Source organism: Corynebacterium endometrii, assembly GCF_004795735.1.
Lineage (GTDB): Bacteria > Actinomycetota > Actinomycetes > Mycobacteriales > Mycobacteriaceae > Corynebacterium > Corynebacterium endometrii.
In genome coordinates, this window is sequence record NZ_CP039247.1 from 300,155 (window position 1) to 321,767 (window position 21,613).

Genomic DNA, 21,613 nt, shown 5'->3' on the forward strand with positions numbered 1-21,613 from the left:
CCACCGGCTTACGCCGGGAAGCGCGGCAGCGCGCGCTGGCCTAGCCAGTCCGCTGCGAGCGCGTCGATAGCGGCGGGGTTGCCGGCGCTGCGGAAGGCGGAGAGGGCGTCGGACGCGGTGGTGGTTGAGTGGCGCGCCGCGGCAAGATGGCTGCGGATGGCGCGGAAGAACGCATCGTCGCCCAGCTCGCGCCGCAGCGAATGAACGAAGAGCGCGCCGCGTTTGTACACCCGATCATCGAACATATCCCTGGCGCCGGGATCCGCCAGGTAGAGGTCCTGGTCCTTGCGCTCTAGCACCTTGTAGTGGGAACGCGCGGACTCATGAGCGGGCACGCCCTGGGAATGCTCAAGCCACAGCCACTCCGAATAGCAGGCAAATCCCTCGTTGAGCCAAATGTCTCCCCACACGCTCAGCCCGCAGGAGTTACCAAACCATTGGTGGGAAAGCTCGTGGGCGATGAGCCGCTCAAAGACGTGGTCTCCTTTGACGTGATTGGAACCAAAGATGGACAGGCCCTGGGCCTCAAGCGGAATTTCCAAGGCGTCCTCGGTGACCACAACGCGGTAATCCGGGAAGGGATAGTCCCCGAAGCGTTCCTCAAAGAAGTCCAGCATGTCCTGCTGCCGGGCAAACTCCTCATTGACCTGGGACTTGAGCTCCGCCGGGGCGAACACCGTGGTGTTGCGGCCTAAATCGAAGGCCGTGAACTCGCCCACGTTGACGGTGGCGAGATAGGTGGCCAGGGGGGACTCGGCCGCGTAATGCCAGCGGGTGGTGGAACCGGTGGAGCGCTTCGATATCAGCGTGCCCGGGCACACCACCGTAAACGGCGAATCGGCCGCAATCCTGAAATCGAAGGTGGCCTTCTGGCTGGGGTGGTCATCACACGGGAACCAGCTCGGCGCGCCATTGGGCTGCGAGGCAACCAGCGCGCCGGACTCCGTTTCCTCCCAACCAATCTGGCCCCACGTGGTCCGAATGGGCTTGGGGTTGCCGCCGTAACGAATGGTCAACGCGAATTCCTGCCCGGCGGGAACCGGCGCGCCGAAGCTTATACGCAGCTTGCCGCCGGACTGCTTGAACTTAGCAACCTTTACCTTGCCGTCCGCCGTGACGCGGCGCGTCACCATGCCCGCGGCGAGGTCCAGGCTCATTTTCTTAAGCTCCTCGTCGCCCGTCACAACCCGCAGTACCGCTTCGCCAGCCAGCGCATTGGGCTCCACCTTGTAGTCCAGGTTTAAGGCGTAGTGGCTGACCCGAAAGCCCAGGTTAAACTCCACCCCCGTGTACGGGTCACGGGATCCAGAAAGGGCGGCAGGGCACAGCGTGAACATAAGCTGCGATCCTACCGCCCCTGGGGGCTCAAGTGAACTTAAGCGTAGAAAGCGCGCCAGAAGGTGGCCCAGGACTTCTCAATGTCCTCACGCCAGCCCGGCCAGGAGTGGGTGCCAACGTTGCGGAAGTTGTAATCCGCGGGGATACCGTTCTTGTCCAGCTTGGCCTTTAAGTTATGGGTGCAGTGGTTGACCGCGGCCTCGATGGCGCCGCCCTCAATCTGCAGGGTTGCGGCACCCAGAACGGCCGGGACGGGTTCTATGCCCTGGGCGGTGTAGTAGGAAGGCATATCGGTCTTGCCGGCCAGGCCAGAGCCCGAGGAAATGTAGAGCTCGGTACCGCGCAGCTTGGCGGCGTTGATTAGGGCGTCATTCCAGCGGTTGGTCGCGGAACCCTGGCGGCCCCACATCTGCTCAGGCTGCCCGCCGCCGCGATTAACGGTCAGGCGCGTGAACTCATAGGTCGCCGGGTCGGCGGTAGCGGCGCAACCGGCAAAGGAGCCAACTGCGTCGTAGAAGCCCGGATTATGCTGGGCAAACAGCAGCGCGGAGGTAGCGGACATGGACATGCCGGCCACCGCGCGCTTGTTGTTGGCCTGCAGGTGACGCTCGATTGGGCCGGGAAGCTCCTTGGTCAGGAAGGTCTCCCACTTCTGTGGGCCCTTCAGGTAGGTGCCGTTAGGGTCTTGCTTCCAGTCCGTGTAGTAGGAAAAAGCGCCGGCCTGCGGGATGACCACGTTGACCTTCAGATCCGAGTAGAAATCCACCACCTGGGACATCACGGTCCAGTCCATGTCCTGCTCTGCGCCGCCGGCGCCGTTGAGCAGGTAGATGGTTGGGCGGTTGGCCTCGCCGGCCGGGATAACCGCGAGCGGAACCACGCGGCCGTTCATCGCGGGTGAGGTGGCCTGCAGCTTCATGACGCGGTCATCGTTCGCGAACTGCTTGTACCACGCGGAGTCAGCAACCTCGGGGGTGGCCTCTAGGGGGGATACGGTGGACAGGGCCTGGCTGCCTGCGACCTGCTGAGGGGTCAGATTGGCGGCGGTTGCCGCCGGAGCAAGAGCCAAAGAACCAGCTACGGCCACTGAAGCAATGATGGTGCCAAGACGCTTCTTCATGAGAATCCTTATGGGTATTTGGGTTTTAGGGGTGAGCTTATAACGCGGTGCGGATTACTGCGACTCGGGAAGGCCGAAGGCCCGGGCAAACGTGGGCCAGGATTCGCGCAAGTCTGAGCGCCAGCCCGGCCAGGAATGCGTGCCGGTTGGGCGGAAGTTCCAGGTAGCGTCCACGCCTTCCGCGTCCATCTTACTCTTCAGGTCATGGGTGCAAGCGTTCATCGCGGCCTCGATGGCGCCGCCCTCAACGGTCAGGGTGGAGGAGGTTTGGAAAGCCGCGGAGGTCTGTTCGAAAGAGGGGTTGTCCGGAATCATGGAGGAGAGCATCTCATTTTCGCCCGGCAGGCCGGAGTTCGTGGAGACGTAAATCTCAGAATCCGCGAAATTATGCGCGGTGGCGTTAATCAACGCGTCGTTGTAGCGGGCGTACTGGCCGTTTGCCGGGCCCCACATCTGTGCAGGGGTGCCACCGCCGCGGTTGACCGTCAGAGCCGTATAAAAGCGCGGCAGCGGGGTGGACGTGGCCGCGCAGCCGGAGAAGGAGCCAATGGCGTCATAGAAGCCCGGATTATGCTGGGCCAGCAGCAGCGCGGAGGTAGCGGACATGGACATGCCGGCGATGCCGCGCTTCCCGTTGCCGTTGATCGCGGGTTCGAGCGCCTGCGGCAACTCGCGGGTAAGGAAGGTCTCCCACTTGATTGCCGGGTCGCTGAGGTAGCCGGTTTGTGGGGATTCCAGCCAGTCCGTGTAGTAGGAGAAAGCGCCGCCCATCGGGATGACCACGTTTACGTCGTGGCCCGAGTAGAAATCGACGATGTCAGTATCGGGGCGGCCCACCGTGGCGGAAATCCAGTCCATGCCCTGCTCCGCGCCACCGGCGCCGTTGAGCATATAGATGGTGGGGCGGGGAGTATTGAACGTTCCATCCGGGGTGATGACGGCCAAATCGATGAATTTGTTCATTGACGGCGAGAAGGTCTCAACCCAACGGACCCGGCCGTTGTAGTGGTTGCCCACTGATTCCGGCCCAAAGAATATGGTGCCCTTCTCATCGATCCTGGACAGGTTGGAATTGATGATCCATTTGTCAGAGTCTTTCAGCTTTTCCCAGCTGGACTCGCTCTCGGACCATACCTGCACGGCGCGCTTTTCGAAGTCCTCCACGGACTTTACGGTCACCGTGGCGGCGTCTTCCCCCTGGGTGATCCGCGGGTCATCCGCGGCGATGTCCGAGGCCGCGGCGATGGCGGGCGCGGTTAGCACTCCGGCGGCGATGGCGATGGCCGCGGCGGTGCTGGTTGCAGTGCGAAGGATCTTCATATGTTCCGCTTCCTGGGTAGAACGTCTCCGGGCGGTGACGATGCAGAGCTAGGGACAGGGATTGCGTGCTTCTTCCCCTCACATCGGAAGGGCCTGGGAAGATGTTAACAATCCATTCGGCCCCAGCTGGACGCGCCAGTGCCGCGGCTTTGATGATGGTCAGGGAGTTATGCGTGTGCGCACAGCATAGCAAGTTAAAGAAGTGATTGGTGGGACTATTGTTAAAGTTGTGTCAAATGGGGTGCGCGGTGTGTTATAGTCGCGAAAACCTATCTTGCGGTGTATCGATGCACGCTTGCGTGCAAGTTGCACTGCCGCGCACGTAACGCGGTAGTAGGATTTGGCGTTAAAAGCGTGTAAGAACGCCCTGAAAAATCAACTGCCTATTGTTCTAAGGATCCAGCATGAACCCGATTGATCTTTTCCTCGTACAGCTCAATACCTACCTCGGCGAGTTCATTCACATGGGCTCCTCCGGCTCCTCCCAACTGGCCGTGTCCCTGGGCTGGTTCTAAGGAATAGCTAAAGGGTAGATTGCCCGGGCCGGTGACGGCGCGGGCGATTTTTTATGCGATCGACCCGAGCCTGGGTAGGCGATATATAGGGGTAGGCGCAGACAGATACGCAAAATTTAGATACCCTATAGGGCGTGACTAAAGAACATTATGACGTAGTAGTACTCGGCGCGGGCCCTGGTGGCTACGTAGCCGCTATCCGTGCAGCTCAGCTTGGCCAGAAGGTCGCGGTTGTTGAGAAGCAGTACTGGGGCGGTGTCTGCCTGAACGTAGGTTGCATCCCTTCCAAGTCGCTGATCAAGAACGCTGAGATCGCAAACATCCTCAAGCATGAGAAGGATGTCTTCGGCATCAAGGGCGACGTGGAGATGGATTACTCCCACGCCCACAAGCGTTCCCGCAAGGTCTCGGAGAAGATCGTGGCGGGCGTCCACTACCTGATGAAGAAGAACAAGATCACCGAGATCCACGGCCTGGGTTCCTTTACCGATGCCAAGACCATGGAAATCACCGAGGGCGATGACAAGGGCAAGACCATCACCTTCGATAACTGCATCATCGCCACCGGCTCCATCGTTAACACGCTGCCTGGTATTGAACTGTCTGAGAACGTGGTCTCTTTTGAGGAGCACATCCTCAACCCGGAGGCGCCAGAAAAGATCGCCATCGTGGGCGGCGGCGCAATCGGCATGGAGTTTGCCTACGTGCTCAACGCGTACGGCGTCGATGTAACCCTCATCGAGTACATGGACCGCGTGCTTCCTAACGAGGACGCAGAGGTCTCCAAGGCGATCGCTAGGGTCTACAAGAAGCATGGCGTCAAGCTTCTTCCAGGGCACGCTACCACCGCGGTGCGCGACAATGGGGACTCCGTCGAGGTTGACTACCAGAAGAAGGGCTCTGATAAGACGGAGACCATCACCGTTGACCGCGTTCTGATTTCCGTTGGCTTCCGTCCTCGCACCGAGGGCTTTGGCCTGGAGAACACCGGCGTTGAGCTCACCGAGCGCGGCGCTATTGCCATCGATGATTACATGCGCACCAATGTTGACGGCATCTACGCCATCGGTGACGTCACCGCCAAGCTGCAGCTGGCTCACGTGGCCGAGGCTCAGGGCATCGTTGCCGCCGAGACCATCGCCGGCGCCGAGACCCAGACCCTGGGTGATTACATGATGATGCCTCGCGCAACGTTCTGTAACCCGCAGGTCGCCTCCTTCGGCTACACCAAGGAGCAGGCTGAGGAGAAGTGGCCGGACAAGGAGATCAAGGTTGCCTCCTTCCCGTTCTCCGCGAACGGCAAGGCGGTTGGCGCCAACGCGACCGACGGCTTCGTCAAGGTCGTCGCCGATGGCGAGTACGGCGAGCTGCTGGGCGCCCACATGGTAGGCGAGGGTGTATCAGATTTCACCCCACAGCTGACCCTGGCACAGCGCTTCGACCTGACCGCGGGCGAAATCTCACGCAACGTGCACATTCACCCGACTATGTCCGAGGCAATGAAGGAAGCCGTTCACGGCATCGAAGGCCACATGATTAACCTTTAGAGCGCCCTTCGCTTGAGTTAGCACCGCGCCCGTCCGGTTGACCCCCGAGGTCCCGGGCGGGCGTTGCTGTTGGGGGTACATTATTGTCGTTATATTCGATGGAGGAAGCCGAAGCATGAATGAGGAGATGGCCGGTATTAGGAAAGCGGTGCTGGTAGTCGCCGCGCTGAACTTTGCTTACTTCCTGGTTGAGATGGTCATGGCGGTGCGGCTGGGATCAGTGTCGCTGTTCGCGGACTCGGTGGATTTCTTTGAAGACACGGCCATTAATATGCTGGTGTTCTTCGCTTTGACCTGGTCTTTGGCTGCGCGCAGGCGCGCGGGCATGGTGCTCGCGGCGGTGATCCTGCTGCCGGCGATAGCCGCGGTGGTCACCGCGGTGGCCAAGATTTTCGACCCGCAGCCGCCCGAACCGGGCGCCCTGACGCTTACGGCCGCGGGCGCGCTGGTGGTCAACGTGGCGTGCGCGGTCATCCTGCTCAAGCTGCGCAGGGCCCATGGTGAGGGCGTGCCGGGGCAATCCTTAACCCGCGGCGCATGGCTGGCGGCGCGCAACGATGCGCTGGCGAACGTGCTGATTATCGCCGCCGGTCTGGCCACCTTTGCGGTGGCCACCGCGTGGTTCGATGTCATCGTGGGGCTGATTATTGCCTCCATCAACTTCACGGCAGCCAAGGAAGTATGGGAGGCATCCGTCAGCGAGGAGGATCCGCTGGAAATGCTCGATGATGACTAGCGCCAATCCATTGGCGGTGGCGGCGGTAAGCGTCGCGGCTAGTAGGGGGCCACGGAGGACTTGTGCGCGTCGATGGTGAGGGCCTCGTTGATTGAGGGGAAAGCGCGTTGCGCGCAGTTCTCGCGCGGGCAGGTCCTGCAGCCGGCGCCGATTGGCGTGGCGGCATCCGTGTCCGTGATGTCGAGACCCTCGGCGTAGACGGTGCGGTCCGCGTGGCGCGCCTCGCAGCCTAGGCCAATGGCAAATAGCTTGTTGGTGTCCGTGAAACGCCCCTGCTGTTGCTGCACCGTGCGGGCGATCCAGAGGTAATTGCGCCCGTCCGGCATCTGCGCCAGCTGGCGGGAAATCACGCCCGGCTGGGCGAAGGTGTCATACACGTTCCACAGCGGGCAGGTGCCGCCGGAGTTGGAGAAGTGAACGCCGGTGGCGGACTGGCGCTTCGACATATTTCCGGCGCGGTCCACGCGCACAAAGGTAAAAGGAATGCCGCGCAGGTTGGTGCGCTGAAGCGTGGACAGGCGGGACGCCGCGGTCTCATACCCCACGCCGAAGACCTGGCACAGGTATTCAATGTCATAGCCGGATTGCTCAGCCTCGGCGTGGATCATCTTGTAGGGCAGGACCGTCGCGGCCGCGAAATAGGACGCGATGCCGCGGCGGGCGAGGTTGCGGGAGGCGTCGGAAGTGAAAGGCTCCTCGTCCACCAGCCGCTGAATCTGGTCCCCGGCCTCCAGGAATCCCAGCTCGGCGGCCATGCGGAAGGCGCGCTGGCCCTCGGTCAGGCGGGAGGCGAGGCGCAGCGTCTTGGCCTCACGGTCGAAGCGGTGCAGGGTGCCATCCAGTTGCGGGGTGGTAATGATCTCGATGCCGTGCTTGTCGCGCAGGCGCTTAGCCAGGGCCTCCTCGGTCTTGCGGATCTGGAAGCGGTCTACTCCGACGTCCCCCGCGATGCCTTCCGCCACGTTATCCAAATCGTCCAAGTAGTTCTGGCGGGCGTAGAAAAAATCGCGGACCTCGTCGTGCGGCATGGACAGCGCCTGGGCGCCGGCGGTGCGGCGGGTGTCCGTGGCGAGGGAGAGCTTGTCACGCACATTGCGGTAGCGCCGGTGGATGTCCACCATCGTGCGCGCGACGGTGGGGTGGTTGTACACGAGCTCGGAAAGCTCCTGCAGCTCGACGGGGGATGGGCACAGCTCCTTGTCCTGGATGACGTCCTGGATCTCGGCGAGCAGGCGTGAATCATCATCGCGGGAGAAGAAGGTGGCGTCCACGCCAAAGACTTCCGTGATGCGCAAAAGTACCGGGACCGTCAGCGGGCGAACATCGTGCTCAATTTGGTTGACATAGCTGGCTGATAGGCCAAGCGTGGATGCAAGTGAAGCCTGGCTGAGATCGCGCTCGCGCCGGAGCTGGCGAAGCCGTGAGCCTACGTACGTCTTTCCCATGCAGCACAGATTACAGAACGGTGTAAATCTTTAACACCGATTTTGCAAACTTGATGTGAATCTACGGGCGAGTGGATAAAAAGCAATGGTTACGGGGGTGGGTAGGGGAGAAAATATCCGGAGGAAATTCGCCCTGGGCGGAGCTGGAATTGGCGGGATCCGGCGAAAGTTTGACACATATTGGGGTAAAAACTTCACGCGGACAGGCTTCGGTGATAAACGTCACATTTGGCCGGAAATTAGACAACACACGTGTTGCATAAATGGCGGTTGACGTGCTTATAGGGGGTTTCTCTGGGGAGGGTTAAGGTTACCCTAACCTAAAAGCTGTGAATTCCTTGGGGGGAAGCTGGCTAGCGGCATGAAAAAGGTCCGTATTTGAGTGGTTACCTGTGGCGGCTGGTGCGTAAGGTAATACCGACTATGGAGGTGTCATGACTGTAAGAAATCCAGACCGTGAGGCAATTGCTCACGGCTACATCACTAACGAATCGCTGCGCGAGAAGCCATCCGTCCCAACGTGGGCGCTGAAGCTGGTAATGGCCATCACGGGCCTGCTCTTTGCAATGTTCGTTGTAGGCCACATGGCCGGTAACTTGAAGATCTACTCCGCCCCTTACGAGGATGGCCAGAACCCGATCGACAAGTACGGCCACTTCCTGCGCACCATGGGCGAGCCAATCCTGCCCGCCGGTACCGCTCTGTGGGCTATCCGCATTGTCCTGCTCGTTGCGATTATTGCCCACATTTACGGCGCGGTTGCCCTGCACGGCCGTTCCAAGCGCTCCCGCGGCAAGTTCTCCCGCACCAACCTGATGGGCGGCGTTGACTCTTTCGCCACGAAGACCATGCTGTTTACCGGCATCTTCCTGCTGCTGTTCATCGTCTTCCACCTGCTCGACCTGACTATGGGCGTTGCGCCAGCAGCCCCTGAGGGCTTCGTGCATGGTTCCGTCAAGGCCAACATGATCGAGACGTTCAGCCGCTGGCCGGTCACGATCTTCTACGTGCTGGCAATGGTTGCCCTCTTCTTCCACCTGACCCACGGCATCAAGCTCGCCGCCTCTGACCTGGGTATCACCGGCAAGAAGTGGCGCCAGGTCTTCGTAGTACTGGCATACGTGATTCCTGCTGTTGTCACCATCGGCAACATCATCCTGCCTCTGTCCGTAGCCCTTGGCTGGGTAACCCTGTAGCCGGACTGATTGGAAAGTTTGAATTCATGACTAACACTGAACTGAAGCGCGAGCACCCGAACTTCTCGCACCCACAGTCCATCGTTCCTGGCGTTACCGCTGGTTCGATCCTGGAATCCAACGAGCCTCACGGCGTCCCAATGAAGGACATGTGGACCTGGCAGAAGGACCACAACCTGGAGCTCGTTTCCCCTCTGAACCGCCGCAAGTTCACCGTCCTCGTTGTGGGCACCGGTCTGTCCGCCGGCGCGGCCGCCGCGTCCCTGGGCGAGCTGGGCTACAACGTGAAGGTATTTACCTACCACGACTCTCCGCGTCGCGCGCACTCCATCGCTGCGCAGGGTGGTGTGAACTCCTCCCGTTCCAAGAAGGTGGATAATGACTCCTCCTACCGCCACGCGAAGGACACCGTCAAGGGCGGCGACTACCGCTGCCGCGAGTCTGACTGCTGGCGCCTGGCCATGGAGTCCGGCCGCGTAATCGACCACATGAACGCGATCGGCGCTCCTTTCGCCCGTGAGTACGGCGGCACCCTGGCTACCCGTTCCTTCGGCGGCGTGCAGGTATCCCGCACCTACTACACCCGCGGTCAAACCGGCCAGCAGCTGCAGCTGTCCACCACGTCCGCGCTTTACCGCCAGATTGGCCTGGGCAACGTGGAGATCTTCCGTCACCACGATCTGCAGGACTTCATCACCTACGAGGACAATGGTCGCAAGCGCGTGGGCGGCATTGTCACCCGCAACCTGATCAACGGCGAGCTCAAGGCATTCACCGGCAACGCCGTAGTCATGGGTACCGGCGGATACGGCAACGTGTACCACATGTCCACGCTGGCAAAGAACTCCAACGCCGGCGCCATGATGCGCGCCTACGAGCAGGGCGCATACCTTGCTTCCCCGGCGTTCGTGCAGTTCCACCCAACCGGCCTTCCGGTCAACTCCGAGTGGCAGTCTAAGACCATTCTGATGTCTGAGTCCCTGCGTAACGATGGCCGCATTTGGTCCCCAATCGAGCCAAATGATGACCGCGATCCAAACACCATTCCGGAAGAAGAGCGCGATTACTTCCTGGAGCGTCGTTACCCAGCGTTCGGCAACCTTGTGCCGCGTGACGTTGCGTCCCGCGCCATCTCCCAGCAGATCAACAAGGGCCTCGGCGTAGGCCCGCTGCATAACTCCGCTTACCTGGACTTCCGCGACGCAATCGAGCGACTCGGCAAGGACACCATTCGCGAGCGTTACTCCAACCTGTTCGCGATGTATGAGGAGGCCATTGGCGAGGACCCATACACCACGCCGATGCGCATCGCGCCTACCTGCCACTTCACCATGGGTGGCCTGTGGACCGATTTCAACGAGATGACCTCCCTCGACGGCCTGTTCGCCGCCGGTGAGTGCTCCTGGACCTACCACGGCGCAAACCGCCTGGGCGCTAACTCCCTCCTGTCCGCTTCCGTCGACGGCTGGTTCACCCTGCCGTTCACCGTCCCTAACTTCCTGGCGAAGCACCTGGGCGAGGAGAAGCTGTCCGAGGATTCCGCCGAGGCAGCGGCCGCCGTTGAGCGCGCTCAGGCCCGCATCGACCGCATCATGAACATCCGCGGCGAGGATCCACACGGCCCCGCGTACTACCACCGCCAGCTGGGCGACCTGCTGTACTTCGGCTGCGGCGTGGCGCGTAACATCGAGGACCTGAAGTCCACCATCGAGAAGATCCGCGCGCTGCGCGCCGACTTCTGGGCTAACGTTCGTGTTCCAGGCTCCGCCGATGACATGAACCAGGTCCTGGAGTACGCCCTGCGCGTTGCGGACTACATCGACTTGGGCGAGCTCATGTGCGTCGACGCGCTTGACCGCGACGAGTCCTGTGGCGCCCACTTCCGCGATGACCACCTCACCGAGGACGGCGAGGCAGAGCGTGACGATGAGAACTGGTGCTTCGTTTCCGCTTGGGAGCCAGGCGAGAACGAGGGCGAGTTCATCCGCCACGCAGAGCCTCTGTACTTCGATTCAATCCCGCTCATGACAAGGAACTACAAGTAAATGAAACTGACACTTGAGATCTGGCGTCAGGCCGGACCAACCGAAGACGGCGCATTTGAGACCGTTCAGGTCGACGATGCAGCCGAGCAAATGTCCATCCTGGAGCTCCTGGACCACGTCAATGACGGCCTTATCGAGGCCGGCAAGGAGCCGTTCCAGTTCGCTTCCGACTGCCGCGAGGGTATCTGCGGTACCTGTGGCCTGGTCGTCAACGGCCGCCCCCACGGTCCCGGCCAGAACACCCCGGCATGCCAGCAGCGCCTGTTCCAGTTCGAAGATGGCGCAAAGATTAAGCTGGAGCCATTCCGTTCCAATGCCTTCCCCGTAATCAAGGACTTGGTCGTTGACCGCGTAGCCCTTGACCAGGTGATGCAGAAGGGCGGCTACGTCTCCATGGACGCGGGTACCGCTCCGGACGCTGATACCCTGCACCTGAACCACCAGACCGCCGAGTTCGCCCTGGATCACGCGGCCTGCATCGGCTGTGGCGCATGCGTTGCGGCGTGCCCTAACGGCGCGGCCCACCTGTTCACCGGTGCGAAGCTGGTTCACCTCTCCCTCATGCCACTGGGCAAGGAGGAGCGCGGCAAGCGTGCCAAGGCTATGGTCGATGAGCTTGAGACCAACTTCGGCCACTGCTCCCTCTACGGTGAGTGCGCGGATGTCTGCCCTGCAGGCGTTCCGCTGACCGCGGTAAGCGCCGTGACCAAGGAGCGCGCTCGCGCGGCTCTCCGCGGCAAGGCCGACTAGGATATAGTCGTATAAGAGCAATAAGGAACGAGAGAAAGTTTCAGCCATGAGCGATAACACCAACGCAGTTGCGGACCACGCAAGCGAGACCTACCCGGTTTACTCTGCGAAGATCCAAGACGGTTACATCGAGGGCTACGATGTGGTCTCCTACGAGGCCCCACACTCCTCCCTTCTGAAGACCATTACCTGGGTTGGCATGGGCCTGATTCTGGGCATTCTGCCTGCTATCGGCACTTTGACCTTTGGTGCTGCAGCCAAGATTTACCCGTTCGGCACCTCTGCACAGTACGCAGATACCCTGATTATTGTGGGTGCTATCCTCACGGTTGTCATTGCGATTGCAGCGATCGTTACGGTCAAGGTCGGCCGCAAGGGGTACCACGCGTACCGCAAGGAAACCGGTCGTTATAACTAAGCTTCCTTCCCCCGCCGCGTGGACGCCCCCGCGGCGGATGCGGTAAAGCTCACCTCCGTCAAGGCTCCGTCTCCCACCCGGGAGGCGGGGCCTTGATAAGTTTTACCCCCGTTAAAAGGTGTTTTATTTAACGGTGGGTGCGGCGAATGGCCCCCGAATTCCGTGGCTTCACATCCGGGGGTTCACGCACAGCGATCCCATGCGCGCCGCAACTGGGTGATAATGGAACAATCATGGGAAAACACCGTTTAGAAATACTTGAGCAGCCGCAGGACTCGGCCGCGTCGGGGCGCGAGCTTGCCCCCTCCGCCGGGGGCTTTCTTGCTGGCGCCATGCCCAGTCCCAGCCCCGAGGTGGAGGCGGAGCGTCGCCGCCAGCTAAAGAAGTACAAGCGCATCGCCACCGGCCTGCTGATTATGGCCGCGGCCATCTTCCTGGGATGTTCCTGGTGGCAGAACCAACCGGGCGGCGCGCCCATCATAGTGGGCTACATCCGCGCAGCCGCCGAGGCCGGCATGGTGGGCGGCCTGGCGGACTGGTTCGCGGTAACCGCGCTGTTTCGCTACCCGCTAGGCCTGCGCATCCCCCATACCGCACTGGTGCTCAATAAGAAGGATCAGGTGGGCGAGCAGCTCTCCGGGTTCATTGGGGATAACTTTCTCAACGCGGAGCTGATTACGGAGAAGGTTTCCAAGGCTAACGTCGCCCAGAAGATTGGCCATTGGCTCGCCGAGCCAGATAATGCGCTGAAGGTATCGCACGAGGCCGGCAAGCTCACCGCCAATGCCGTGCGGGCCATCAAGCCTGCCGATGCCGAGGCCGTGATTCAGTCCCAGCTCATTGACCGCCTGGCGGAGCCGGAATGGGGTCCGCCCGCCGGCCGCCTGCTCGAGGGCCTCATCGATGACGGCAAGGTGGAACCCGTCGTGGATGAGATCATCAACTGGTCCCACGCCAGGGTGCTGACCATGGAGGACGTGGTGGTCACCACCATCGATGAGCGCATGCCGGCCTGGGCCCCGCGGTTCGCTAAGTCCCTGGTGGGGGAGAAGGTCTACCGGGAGTTGGTCAACTGGGCCACGGAGGTCAAGTTCAATAAGGATCACGAGGCCCGCCGCGCCATCCGTCGCGGTTTGTCCCAGTTCGCCCGGGACCTCCAAGAGGATCCCGCGATGGTTGAACGCGTAGAATCCATCAAGCGGGACATTATGGGCTCGACTCCCGTGCAGGGCGCCTCGGCCGCGATGTGGAAGCGCCTGGCCGCAGCCATCATCGGCCAGGCGGAGGACTCCACGTCCATGCTGCGGTCCAAGGTCGCTTCGCTGTGCATCGAGTGGGGGACTAACATTCAGCGGGATCCGCAGTTGCGCGCCAGCCTCGACAGGCGGATCCAGTCCACGGTGAGGTTCCTGGCGGATAACTATTCCGGCGAAGTGACCAGCATAATCTCGGAAACTGTGCAGCGCTGGGATGCGGAAGAGGCCTCGGACAAGATAGAGCTGATGGTAGGCAAGGACCTGCAGTACATCCGCTTCAACGGAACGGTTGTGGGCGCGCTCGCGGGATTAGTTATCTATGCTGTAAACCATATTATTTTTGGAATCTAGGAGTTGAATTACAAATGACTGACGCTAATAACCCGCACACCGATGCCCAGGATCCTAAGAAGGACTCTGTCATGGACTCGCTCCGTGAACCCCTAGAATCCCTGAAGAACGCGGGGACCTCAGCGGCCGGCGTGGCCAAGGAGTTCAGCCAGCGTCTGCGCGAGGACCGCGAGGCCACCCAGGCCGAGGCCGCGGGTTTCGCATCCGCGGCCCAGTCCACCGGGGCCGAGGCCACGGGCAAGGACTCCCTGTTGAACAAGGCCACCGCTATCGCCAAGGACCTGGGCAGTTCCGTCTTGCGCGCCGCAGAGGCTACGTCCCAGACCCCACAGTTCGCTGAGGCCAAGGAGCGCATTGGCGAGGCCGCCAAAACCACGCGCGCCGGCCTAGCCGAGGCATACGGCACCGCCAAGGCAAACCGGGAGGCCAAGAAGACCGCGGCCGAGGAGACCACCTCAGGCGCCCACGGTTCGGAAACTGCCGGTAAGGCAGATATCATTGACGGCGAAGTTATCTCTACTGATCAGGACTACACGCAAGGCTAACTAACTACTGATGACACCACTTGGCATTCTTTTCAATTTGGTCACCTACATTGAAATGGTGTTGTACCTGTTGGTCGCCATTGCCGCGGCCGCGGGGGCTATCACCGCGGTGATGACGCGCGATGATGCGTTTGACGCCGCGGGGCGCAAGCCCAAGATGGTGTGGTTCGCACTGCTAATGGGCTCGGCGATGGTCCTGTTCGTCTCGCTGACCCTGCCCTTGCCGATTCTGCCGTGGGTCGCGGCCGTGATTACCGGTGTGTACTGGTTTGACGTGCGCCCGCACCTGCAGGGGCTGATCCGGGGCGATTATCGCTACTAAAAATCACAATGAAGGCGTTGGGGTAACCCAGCGCCTTTAGTTGTAAACGCTGACGTTGTAAATGAAGGGCTTAATAATGAGTAAATCCCAAACCTACCTGTGGCTCGTTGATGAGCGGCACAAGGCGGCGGATGTTCGCCGCATCGTCGAGGGGGAAGCCGCTAAAGGGGACAGCGGCCTGTATCAGGGCGTGGTGGTCGCCCCCACGCACATCGGAGCCGCCGAGGCGGGCGGAGCCACGCACATCATCTCCGTAGCGGGCTTTCCCACCGGGCGTCACCACGGGCTTATCAAGGCCTCAGAGGCGCGCCTGGCCGTGCAATCCGGCGCGTCCGAGGTCTGGGTCTCCGTCGATGACGCCATGGATGAAGTAGAGGAGTTCCTCCCCGATTTGGTCACCATTCGCGAGGCGTGCCCGGAGCCGGTCGAGCTGGGCATGTTCACCCCGTGCCCGGCTTCCGGCGCCCAGAACGCCGTCAGGGCCGCCCACGCGGCTGAGCTCGCCGGCTTTGACCGGGTCATCGTTCCAGCCGCCGAGCTGGCCACCCCGCTGCAGACCTCGTTGGCCACCGTGGTCCTAGCGCCCAATTCATGCGATGAAGCCACCGTCGCGTCCTGGCTCAATGCAGGAGCAGCGGCGGTGGCTCACCCGGCCGGCTAGTCCGGCCCGTTATGCGTTTAAGTGGTTTCGCCCGCCTCCTGGCCGGTCTGCTCGCCGCCAAACTGGTTGCTTAGTTCTTTAATGGGCACATCGTTTCCCACGACGGTTACCTCCACGATGCCGCTGCCCACGCGTATATCGTCGAGCGCAAGGTCGCCCGGGACCTGGTTCTTGAGGCTCTCGGTCAGTGCGGCGGAGACAGTCTGGGTTGCCTCCTGCGATAGCTCAATGCCGAACAAGGTGGAACGCTTCGCCTCCAACGCCAGCGCGCCGTCCGCGGCGCTTGGGAGCAGCTCCACAGTGGCCAGGCCGCCGCCTAGTTCTACGTCGATGGTGTCCTTATCGCCGTCGGCGCGCATGTCCGTGACGATTAGGTCCCCCAGGTCTCCCAGGTTGTCCTGCCCGCTCATGCCCTGCTGAAGGGCGGCCAGAAGGAACTCATCCGGGAGGTATGTGGTGGCGGTGAGTTCACCGGCCACCGGATTATCAGACAGGGTCATCTCCCTCATCTCTACCTTGGTCTCCGGCAGGCCCAGGATCTCCTCGCCATTTATCTCAAGCGTATCCGGGGTGTCCATGGTCATCTGGGGGATGTTGCCGCCCAGCAGGCCCAGCAGCAGCGGGGTGGAGCCAAAACCAATTTCCGGTTTTTCCTCGGTGGTGATCCCCTCCTCGGCGTTAGCTTCCTCGAAGCCCTTGGTCATCTGATGGCCCAAGAACCAGCGCAAACCAAATTCGATAATCACAAGCACAATGACAACAACGAGGACAATCCCGAGGATGGCCTTCCACGCGCGGGAACCCCGGCTTTTCTGAGCAGACATGCGTCCTAGTTTGTCCTATTACCGCCGCGAATGCCACCCGTTTAGAATCTCGGAGCCACGTTTCACAGGGAGCGCACAGGTGCCACGGTGGACCAATCCACGGTGAGCACGTTATCGCGCAGGCGTCGGCGGACAGGGTGGAGGGGGACATCGGACGCAAGAAGCGCTCGCGCCTCGCGCCATCGAACCCGGGGGCCGTACGGGGCGTAACCGGCGCACCTATCCCACGCGGAATCGGCGGCCCGCAGCAGGTCATAAATGCGCTCACCGGGCACGTTGCGGTGGATCAAGGCTTTGGGCAAGCGCTCCGCTATGTCCGACGGCCTCTCCACATCAAACGGATCCCACGCCAACGTCAGGGTCTTAGGACCGTGGGAGTCGAGCAGGATCCACGCGCAGCGGCGGCCCAGCTCATCGCACGTGCCCTCAATGAACATCCCGCCCGGGGCCAAGCGTGAACACACCGACTCCCACGCCTGAGGTACCTGATCCACGTCATATTGACGCAATACGTTAAATGCGCGCACCAACTGCGGCCGGTACCCGGCCAACTCGAACCCGCCGAGCTCAAAGGTCACGCCGTCGCGCGGCGGCAGCACGCGCTCCGGATCAATCTCGAGGCCCGTAACCCGCACGTCCGGATTGACGCGGCGCAGCCAGCCCGCCCACTCGCAGGTTGTGGTGTGGGAGGCGCCGTAACCCACGTCGAGCGCCAGCGGCTGCGGAACCGAGCGCATGAGGGAGCGAATCGCCGGATGGGACGCGACCCAGCGGTCACACCGGCGCAGGCGATTGATGTTGGTGGTGCCGCGCGTGATGACGCCAAAAGGCCGACCACCGCTAGCGGTTGCCCGCAGATTATGCGCGTGATCGGCCATAAGAGTAGTGCGAATGCTGCAAAAGCGGGGCTTTTACAGGTTCTCGTTGATCCACTGCTCGGTCAGGCGAGCCTCTTCCTCGGCGATGCCGCCCAAGGCCTCGCCAACCTTTGGCTCGATGGCGGCGCCCATCATTGGGATGTTGACGGTCACGTCGGTGATGTAGTGAGCCTTGGTGGTCTCACCCTCGCCGGTCAGGGTGAAATCCCCGCCGAAGGCCACAGGGGTGCCCTTCACGTCAGCGTCAAAGTGCATGGCTACAGTCTCACCGTTGAGCTCGCCGATGGTGATAACGCGCTTAACCTTCAACGCCTGGGAGACCATGGCGCGCACGGCCTCGGGAAGCATGGTGGTGGGCAGCACCTCGAACAGGGTCGCCTTGTCGCCTGCGAACTCGTGAACCTGACCCGGCTCTGCGGACAGGTTCGCGGTGAGGAAGGACCAGTAATCCTGGGAGGAGTACGCCTGGTGTACCTGGGCTACAGGCTTGTTGATAGTTACGGTGTATTCACTACGAGTTGACATGGTATACAGACTACCGTGGTAGACGTGCATGATGAATTTATGACCCAAAATCTTTTAGCGATTGATGGCGTGGAGCTTGACCATGAGACCACCTTCGCCGAACTAACCACCCTGCGTGTGGGTGGAAAACCGCGGGCCACCGTGCGCTGCCACACGCCCGCCGCGCTGGCGTCCGCCGTGCGCGAATTAGACGCCGCCGGAATCGACGTGGTCATCGTCGGCGGCGGTTCCAACCTCCTGGTCGCGGATGGCCAGCTTGACGTCGTGGCCGTCACCATGGAATTCGACGAGATCATCGACGCGGGCGGCGGCCTGCTCCGCGCCCAGGCCGGCGCGGATTGGGACGACGTGGTCAAAGCCTCCGTCGATGCCGGCCTGGGCGGCATCGAGTGTTTATCCGGCATCCCGGGAAAGGCCGGCGCGGTCCCGGTACAAAACGTGGGCGCATACGGCTCGGAGATCTCTGACACTCTGACCCGGGTACGCCTCTACAACCGCGAGACCGGCGCGGACGAATGGGTATCCGCCGAGTCCCTGGAGCTTGCCTACCGCTACTCAAACCTGAAGTTCACCGGACGGGCGGTGGTTATGGAGATAGAACTACAGCTCACCACGGACGGATTGTCCTCCCCGCTCCGCTTCGGCCAGCTCACCCAGGACCCCGGCGAGCGCCGCCCCGTTGCCGACGTCCGCGCCCAGGTCCTCGAGCTGCGCCGCGGCAAAGGCATGGTTCTAGACGCCGCGGACCATGACACATGGTCCGCCGGTTCCTTCTTTACCAATCCCATCGTTGACCCGTCCGTGGCCGATCGCGTCCAGGCCGCGGTCCGTAGCTCCCGCGGGGACGATGATGCCGACCGCATGCCGCGCCACCCATCCGGCCGCGGCGATGACACGGTCAAGCTCTCCGCCGCCTGGCTCATTGAGCGCGCCGGGTTCGCCAAGGGCTACCCGGGCTCCGGGCCGGCCACCCTGTCCACGAAGCACACGTTGGCGCTGACGAACCGCGGCGGGGCGGCCGCCGCGGACGTAGTTGCCTTGGCCCGGGACATTCGCGCCGGCGTTGCGCGCGCGTTTGGCGTGGTGCTTGAGCCGGAGCCGGTGTGGCTGGGGCTTAGTATCGAAACCGCCGAAACGCCATAAGACCGATCGCAAACGACCTACACCGAGAAAACCGTTGGGATTTTGGCCGGATTTCCGGTCGATTATCTTGGTGTAGGTCGTTTGCGATCAGTCATTTAGCTTTTGGCCGGGGCCAGCCGGGGCCAGCCGGGGCAACTGGGGCCAGCCGGCGCCTGCCGGGGCCTGGCCCTTTAAGCCATCACCTCGAGCCATTCGTCCTTCTTCGCGAGGTACTCCCTCACGGCGGCCTGCGCGCCCTCGAGGGAGTGATGGGCGCCCCAACCACACTGCACCTCGTTGGCCGCGGGGACCTCGGTGGCGTTGAGGATGTCATTGAGGGCGTTTTCCAGCGCGTAGAGGAGTTCGTCCTGCTCCATGCCGTTCGTAATCGCATAAAAACCGGTGCGGCAGCCCATGGGGGCAAAGCCGATGAGCTTATCGGTGTAATCACGCATGTAGTTGGCCATCATGTGCTCGATGGAGTGCAGCGCCTCGGTATCGAGGTGTTCCTTATTAGGCTGGCAGAAGCGCAGGTCATACTTGATGACGGTGACACCCCCGCCCAAGTCCGTGCGGCCGGCGACACGCACGTACGGGGCCTTGACCAAGCGGTGGTCCAGCTCAAAGGACTCCACATTGGTCTTTTCCTTGCCCTGGTGTGAATTCTTGTCAGTCATGGCTGCCAGTCTACTGGGCCCGGCCCTTGGCAAGGCCCGCCACCGCAAACCCGAGGCCTTTACACAGTTCGTACGCGAATAATCTGCTGCCATCGGCCACCCGGGCGCCGGGATTTAGCTGGCATTAAGCTAGTCTGAAACCCATGACCAAACCGGACCAGGGTAATTCGCACGTAATCGTGCCCACGCATAGCTCCAAGATGCTTCCTGTCCAGGAATATTCCGAGGACAATAACCCGCTTAGCCGCTCGAATCGCTTGAGCGGTCGCTCGTGGAAGTTGGTATTCAAGCGCGTGTGGACGGATTTTTGGTTCGACGCGCTCATGGACCGTGGCGCCACGATGACGTTTTTCTCCCTGCTGGCGTTTGCCCCCACCGTGCTGGCGGCTTATTCGGTAGCCACGCTGCTTTTTGCCTCCCGACGTAGCGACGTGGAGAGGCTCACGGATCAATTCATCGCGGATTTCGTGCCTGATTCCCTGGTGGATAACGCCAACCAGGTGGTCGCCGGCATCGTGGGCTCCGCGGCCGAGGGCGCCTGGGCGCTGACTATCTCCGTGCTCATCTCCCTGTTCTCGGCCTCCGGTTACGTGCGCGCCTTCTCCCGCACCGCGAACATGGTTTATGGTCGCGTTGAGGGCCGCGGCATCATCCGCACCTGGGCCATGATGTGGGGCCTGACCCTGATGCTGGTCGTGGGCGGCGTGCTGGTGCTCTTCGCGAACCTGCTGCGCGACACGGTGGTCAATGGGATCATCGTGCCTATTGCCCGCCCGCTGGGCGTCGAGGGCTTCGTGGACTACATGCTCGATATCTTCCTGCCCATCTGGGATTGGCTGCGCTTCCCTGTGACCGTGATCGTGGTGCTCACGCTTATCGCTTTGCTGTACCACTACGCGCCGAATGTGAAGCCCCTGCGCTTCCGCTGGATAACGCTGGGGTCCATCGTGGCGCTTACCGTGTCTGTCGCTTCTTGGGCGCTGTTCGGGCTGTACCTGACCTACTTCGCGGGCACGTCCGCCTATGGGGCGATCTCCACCGTCATGACGCTCATCATCGCGGTGTGGGCGGTTAACATCGGCCTGGTCGTGGGCGTGAAGCTGGATGCGGAGGTTCTGCGCGCCAAGGAACTGCAGCGCGGCATGCCGTCAGAGCGTTACATTCAGGCCCCGCCGCGTAGCGATGTGGCCGCGCAGGCGCAGGCCCGCGCCCAGCAGACCATCGAGGAGCATTCCTCCAGCGTGGCGAGGACCGGCGAGGAGCAAGAGGCGGAGGCCCGCCAGAACCAGCAGCCCCGGTTTACCGCGGCCGGCACCCCTGCCGAGCGGACGGACAACTAAGCCACCTAGGAATCTGCGGGTCGAATCCACAAACGCCTGGCACTAGCCACCCCGGGCCGCCCCGGGCCGTCCCTGGTAGCGGGCCTTACAGCTGCCCGCTTAGAAACTGGAGCGAACGGCCGTCGGCGGTAAGCCACAGCGTCGCGTCCGCGCCGAGGAAGACTCGCGGGTTGGCGGCGAAGAATTCCGCGAGCTCGCGCTCTACGCGCGAGGCCTCCGGAGGGCAGGCCATCCTGGTGCTCCGAAGCTCGCCGACCTCCAGGCGGCCGCCGGTGATGGCATAATCCGCCGAGATGTTGTTGCACGGGGTGTAAACCAGCAAGGATCCGTCCGCGCCGAATTCCACGCCGGTGCTTTCGGGAGCCTCGGCGGAGCGCCAGGACGTTCCGGGCAGGGTGGTGGCCTGGGCCTCCGTGAGGGCGCGGAGTCCATCCGGCGCCTCGCCGTGGACGGCACCGTCCGGGCCCGCCGAGCTCGAGTCCGTCAGGCCCACCGTCGCGTTGGCGCGCGGGTAGACGCACGCGAACGCCAGCCCCGCGACCACCAGGATGGCGCCGATAACCACCACCGCGCCGCGAGCGATACCGGCCGGGGAATCGTGTGTAGTAAACGCAAACCTCTTCATGTCCCGGAGTCTAGTAGGAAATGGTGACTCCGGGGCGCGGCGAGGAAATTGCTAGGT

General features: G+C 62.1%; 21 protein-coding genes. 12 read left to right on the plus strand and 9 right to left on the minus strand.

From position 1 onward, the window contains the following. Positions 1-8 precede the first annotated feature (8 nt). The 3 genes from CENDO_RS01330 to CENDO_RS01340 are packed head-to-tail and all read right to left on the minus strand — an operon-like array spanning position 9 to position 3,778. The gene (locus CENDO_RS01330; protein ID WP_136140429.1) at positions 9-1,337 is read right to left on the minus strand and encodes a M1 family metallopeptidase; all 1,329 of its coding nucleotides are present in this window, start codon (positions 1,335-1,337) and stop codon (positions 9-11) included. A 38-nt stretch (positions 1,338-1,375) separates the two neighbouring features. Further along, a complete protein-coding gene (locus tag CENDO_RS01335; protein ID WP_136140430.1) occupies positions 1,376-2,458 on the minus strand; it encodes an alpha/beta hydrolase in 1,083 nt (360 codons plus the stop codon). A 54-nt stretch (positions 2,459-2,512) separates the two neighbouring features. Further along, on the minus strand, positions 2,513-3,778 hold the full coding sequence (locus CENDO_RS01340; RefSeq protein WP_136140431.1) for an alpha/beta hydrolase: 1,266 nt from the start codon (positions 3,776-3,778) through the stop codon (positions 2,513-2,515). Positions 3,779-4,427: 649 nt separating this feature from the next. Here CENDO_RS01340 and lpdA point away from each other — a divergent pair. Continuing rightward, positions 4,428-5,840 carry a dihydrolipoyl dehydrogenase gene (gene lpdA, locus CENDO_RS01345; protein ID WP_136140432.1) on the plus strand — a complete coding sequence of 471 codons (1,413 nt, stop codon included), beginning with the start codon at positions 4,428-4,430 and terminating at the stop codon, positions 5,838-5,840. 115 nt (positions 5,841-5,955) lie between these two features. Then, positions 5,956-6,576 carry a cation efflux transmembrane domain-containing protein gene (locus CENDO_RS01350; RefSeq protein ID WP_210726552.1) on the plus strand — a complete coding sequence of 207 codons (621 nt, stop codon included), beginning with the start codon at positions 5,956-5,958 and terminating at the stop codon, positions 6,574-6,576. Positions 6,577-6,614: 38 nt separating this feature from the next. Here CENDO_RS01350 and ramB read toward each other — a convergent pair whose 3' ends face one another. Further along, positions 6,615-8,021 (minus strand): acetate metabolism transcriptional regulator RamB, encoded by a 1,407-nt coding sequence (gene ramB / locus CENDO_RS01355; RefSeq protein WP_136140433.1) that lies wholly within the window; start codon positions 8,019-8,021, stop codon positions 6,615-6,617. A gap of 434 nt (positions 8,022-8,455) precedes the next feature. On the opposite strand from ramB, the gene CENDO_RS01360 reads away from it, so the two are divergent. The 8 genes from CENDO_RS01360 to CENDO_RS01395 all read left to right on the plus strand — a co-directional run bounded on the left by CENDO_RS01360 (position 8,456) and on the right by CENDO_RS01395 (position 15,565). After that, on the plus strand, positions 8,456-9,217 hold the full coding sequence (locus CENDO_RS01360) for a succinate dehydrogenase cytochrome b subunit (protein WP_136140434.1): 762 nt from the start codon (positions 8,456-8,458) through the stop codon (positions 9,215-9,217). 26 nt (positions 9,218-9,243) lie between these two features. Further along, the gene (locus tag CENDO_RS01365; RefSeq protein WP_136140435.1) at positions 9,244-11,262 is read left to right on the plus strand and encodes a fumarate reductase/succinate dehydrogenase flavoprotein subunit; all 2,019 of its coding nucleotides are present in this window, start codon (positions 9,244-9,246) and stop codon (positions 11,260-11,262) included. Beyond that, the gene (locus CENDO_RS01370) at positions 11,263-12,012 is read left to right on the plus strand and encodes a succinate dehydrogenase/fumarate reductase iron-sulfur subunit (RefSeq protein ID WP_136140436.1); all 750 of its coding nucleotides are present in this window, start codon (positions 11,263-11,265) and stop codon (positions 12,010-12,012) included. It abuts the gene before it with no gap. 46 nt (positions 12,013-12,058) lie between these two features. Next, the gene (locus CENDO_RS01375) at positions 12,059-12,430 is read left to right on the plus strand and encodes a hypothetical protein (protein ID WP_136140437.1); all 372 of its coding nucleotides are present in this window, start codon (positions 12,059-12,061) and stop codon (positions 12,428-12,430) included. Positions 12,431-12,762: 332 nt separating this feature from the next. After that, positions 12,763-14,037, plus strand: coding sequence for a DUF445 domain-containing protein (locus CENDO_RS01380; protein ID WP_246014400.1), 1,275 nt, complete (start codon positions 12,763-12,765; stop codon positions 14,035-14,037). Between the two features lie 14 nt (positions 14,038-14,051). Then, positions 14,052-14,582, plus strand: coding sequence for a CGLAU_01105 family protein (locus CENDO_RS01385; protein WP_136140439.1), 531 nt, complete (start codon positions 14,052-14,054; stop codon positions 14,580-14,582). A 10-nt stretch (positions 14,583-14,592) separates the two neighbouring features. Further along, positions 14,593-14,904, plus strand: coding sequence for a DUF2516 family protein (locus tag CENDO_RS01390; RefSeq protein WP_136140440.1), 312 nt, complete (start codon positions 14,593-14,595; stop codon positions 14,902-14,904). A gap of 76 nt (positions 14,905-14,980) precedes the next feature. Further along, positions 14,981-15,565 carry a hypothetical protein gene (locus tag CENDO_RS01395; RefSeq protein WP_210726553.1) on the plus strand — a complete coding sequence of 195 codons (585 nt, stop codon included), beginning with the start codon at positions 14,981-14,983 and terminating at the stop codon, positions 15,563-15,565. A gap of 17 nt (positions 15,566-15,582) precedes the next feature. On the opposite strand, the gene CENDO_RS01400 is transcribed toward CENDO_RS01395, so the two are convergent. From CENDO_RS01400 to CENDO_RS01410, 3 genes are all read right to left on the minus strand, one after another. Continuing rightward, the gene (locus tag CENDO_RS01400; RefSeq protein WP_136140441.1) at positions 15,583-16,389 is read right to left on the minus strand and encodes an LmeA family phospholipid-binding protein; all 807 of its coding nucleotides are present in this window, start codon (positions 16,387-16,389) and stop codon (positions 15,583-15,585) included. A 62-nt stretch (positions 16,390-16,451) separates the two neighbouring features. Further along, a complete protein-coding gene (locus CENDO_RS01405) occupies positions 16,452-17,267 on the minus strand; it encodes a class I SAM-dependent methyltransferase (RefSeq protein WP_136140442.1) in 816 nt (271 codons plus the stop codon). A 33-nt stretch (positions 17,268-17,300) separates the two neighbouring features. Further along, positions 17,301-17,792, minus strand: a complete 492-nt coding sequence (locus CENDO_RS01410) for a DUF2505 domain-containing protein (protein ID WP_136140443.1) — start codon at positions 17,790-17,792, stop codon at positions 17,301-17,303. Positions 17,793-17,816: 24 nt separating this feature from the next. On the opposite strand from CENDO_RS01410, the gene CENDO_RS01415 reads away from it, so the two are divergent. Next, a complete protein-coding gene (locus tag CENDO_RS01415) occupies positions 17,817-18,935 on the plus strand; it encodes a UDP-N-acetylmuramate dehydrogenase (RefSeq protein WP_136140444.1) in 1,119 nt (372 codons plus the stop codon). A 170-nt stretch (positions 18,936-19,105) separates the two neighbouring features. On the opposite strand, the gene CENDO_RS01420 is transcribed toward CENDO_RS01415, so the two are convergent. Further along, positions 19,106-19,591 carry an S-ribosylhomocysteine lyase gene (locus CENDO_RS01420; RefSeq protein WP_136140445.1) on the minus strand — a complete coding sequence of 162 codons (486 nt, stop codon included), beginning with the start codon at positions 19,589-19,591 and terminating at the stop codon, positions 19,106-19,108. 143 nt (positions 19,592-19,734) lie between these two features. On the opposite strand from CENDO_RS01420, the gene CENDO_RS01425 reads away from it, so the two are divergent. Beyond that, the gene (locus CENDO_RS01425; RefSeq protein WP_136140446.1) at positions 19,735-20,931 is read left to right on the plus strand and encodes a YihY/virulence factor BrkB family protein; all 1,197 of its coding nucleotides are present in this window, start codon (positions 19,735-19,737) and stop codon (positions 20,929-20,931) included. 85 nt (positions 20,932-21,016) lie between these two features. Here the strand turns inward: CENDO_RS01425 and CENDO_RS01430 are convergent, their stop codons facing one another. After that, complete coding sequence (locus CENDO_RS01430) at positions 21,017-21,556, minus strand: META domain-containing protein (RefSeq protein ID WP_136140447.1); 540 nt, start codon at positions 21,554-21,556, stop codon at positions 21,017-21,019. Positions 21,557-21,613 lie beyond the last annotated feature (57 nt).

Excerpts from the sequence above, each read along its gene's own strand:
- CENDO_RS01350 (WP_210726552.1), top strand. The coding sequence starts at position 5,956 with ATGAATGAGGAGATGGCCGGTATTAGGAAAGCGGTGCTGGTAGTCGCC.
- CENDO_RS01400 (WP_136140441.1), bottom strand. The coding sequence starts at position 16,389 with ATGTCTGCTCAGAAAAGCCGGGGTTCCCGCGCGTGGAAGGCCATCCTC.
- CENDO_RS01360 (WP_136140434.1), top strand. The coding sequence starts at position 8,456 with ATGACTGTAAGAAATCCAGACCGTGAGGCAATTGCTCACGGCTACATC.
- CENDO_RS01375 (WP_136140437.1), top strand. The coding sequence starts at position 12,059 with ATGAGCGATAACACCAACGCAGTTGCGGACCACGCAAGCGAGACCTAC.
- ramB (WP_136140433.1), bottom strand. The coding sequence starts at position 8,021 with ATGGGAAAGACGTACGTAGGCTCACGGCTTCGCCAGCTCCGGCGCGAG.
- CENDO_RS01335 (WP_136140430.1), bottom strand. The coding sequence starts at position 2,458 with ATGAAGAAGCGTCTTGGCACCATCATTGCTTCAGTGGCCGTAGCTGGT.
- CENDO_RS01390 (WP_136140440.1), top strand. The coding sequence starts at position 14,593 with ATGACACCACTTGGCATTCTTTTCAATTTGGTCACCTACATTGAAATG.
- CENDO_RS01420 (WP_136140445.1), bottom strand. The coding sequence starts at position 19,591 with ATGACTGACAAGAATTCACACCAGGGCAAGGAAAAGACCAATGTGGAG.
- CENDO_RS01380 (WP_246014400.1), top strand. The coding sequence starts at position 12,763 with ATGCCCAGTCCCAGCCCCGAGGTGGAGGCGGAGCGTCGCCGCCAGCTA.
- CENDO_RS01410 (WP_136140443.1), bottom strand. The coding sequence starts at position 17,792 with ATGTCAACTCGTAGTGAATACACCGTAACTATCAACAAGCCTGTAGCC.
- CENDO_RS01430 (WP_136140447.1), bottom strand. The coding sequence starts at position 21,556 with ATGAAGAGGTTTGCGTTTACTACACACGATTCCCCGGCCGGTATCGCT.
- CENDO_RS01340 (WP_136140431.1), bottom strand. The coding sequence starts at position 3,778 with ATGAAGATCCTTCGCACTGCAACCAGCACCGCCGCGGCCATCGCCATC.
- CENDO_RS01425 (WP_136140446.1), top strand. The coding sequence starts at position 19,735 with ATGACCAAACCGGACCAGGGTAATTCGCACGTAATCGTGCCCACGCAT.
- CENDO_RS01385 (WP_136140439.1), top strand. The coding sequence starts at position 14,052 with ATGACTGACGCTAATAACCCGCACACCGATGCCCAGGATCCTAAGAAG.
- CENDO_RS01395 (WP_210726553.1), top strand. The coding sequence starts at position 14,981 with ATGAGTAAATCCCAAACCTACCTGTGGCTCGTTGATGAGCGGCACAAG.
- CENDO_RS01370 (WP_136140436.1), top strand. The coding sequence starts at position 11,263 with ATGAAACTGACACTTGAGATCTGGCGTCAGGCCGGACCAACCGAAGAC.
- CENDO_RS01405 (WP_136140442.1), bottom strand. The coding sequence starts at position 17,267 with ATGGCCGATCACGCGCATAATCTGCGGGCAACCGCTAGCGGTGGTCGG.
- CENDO_RS01330 (WP_136140429.1), bottom strand. The coding sequence starts at position 1,337 with ATGTTCACGCTGTGCCCTGCCGCCCTTTCTGGATCCCGTGACCCGTAC.
- CENDO_RS01365 (WP_136140435.1), top strand. The coding sequence starts at position 9,244 with ATGACTAACACTGAACTGAAGCGCGAGCACCCGAACTTCTCGCACCCA.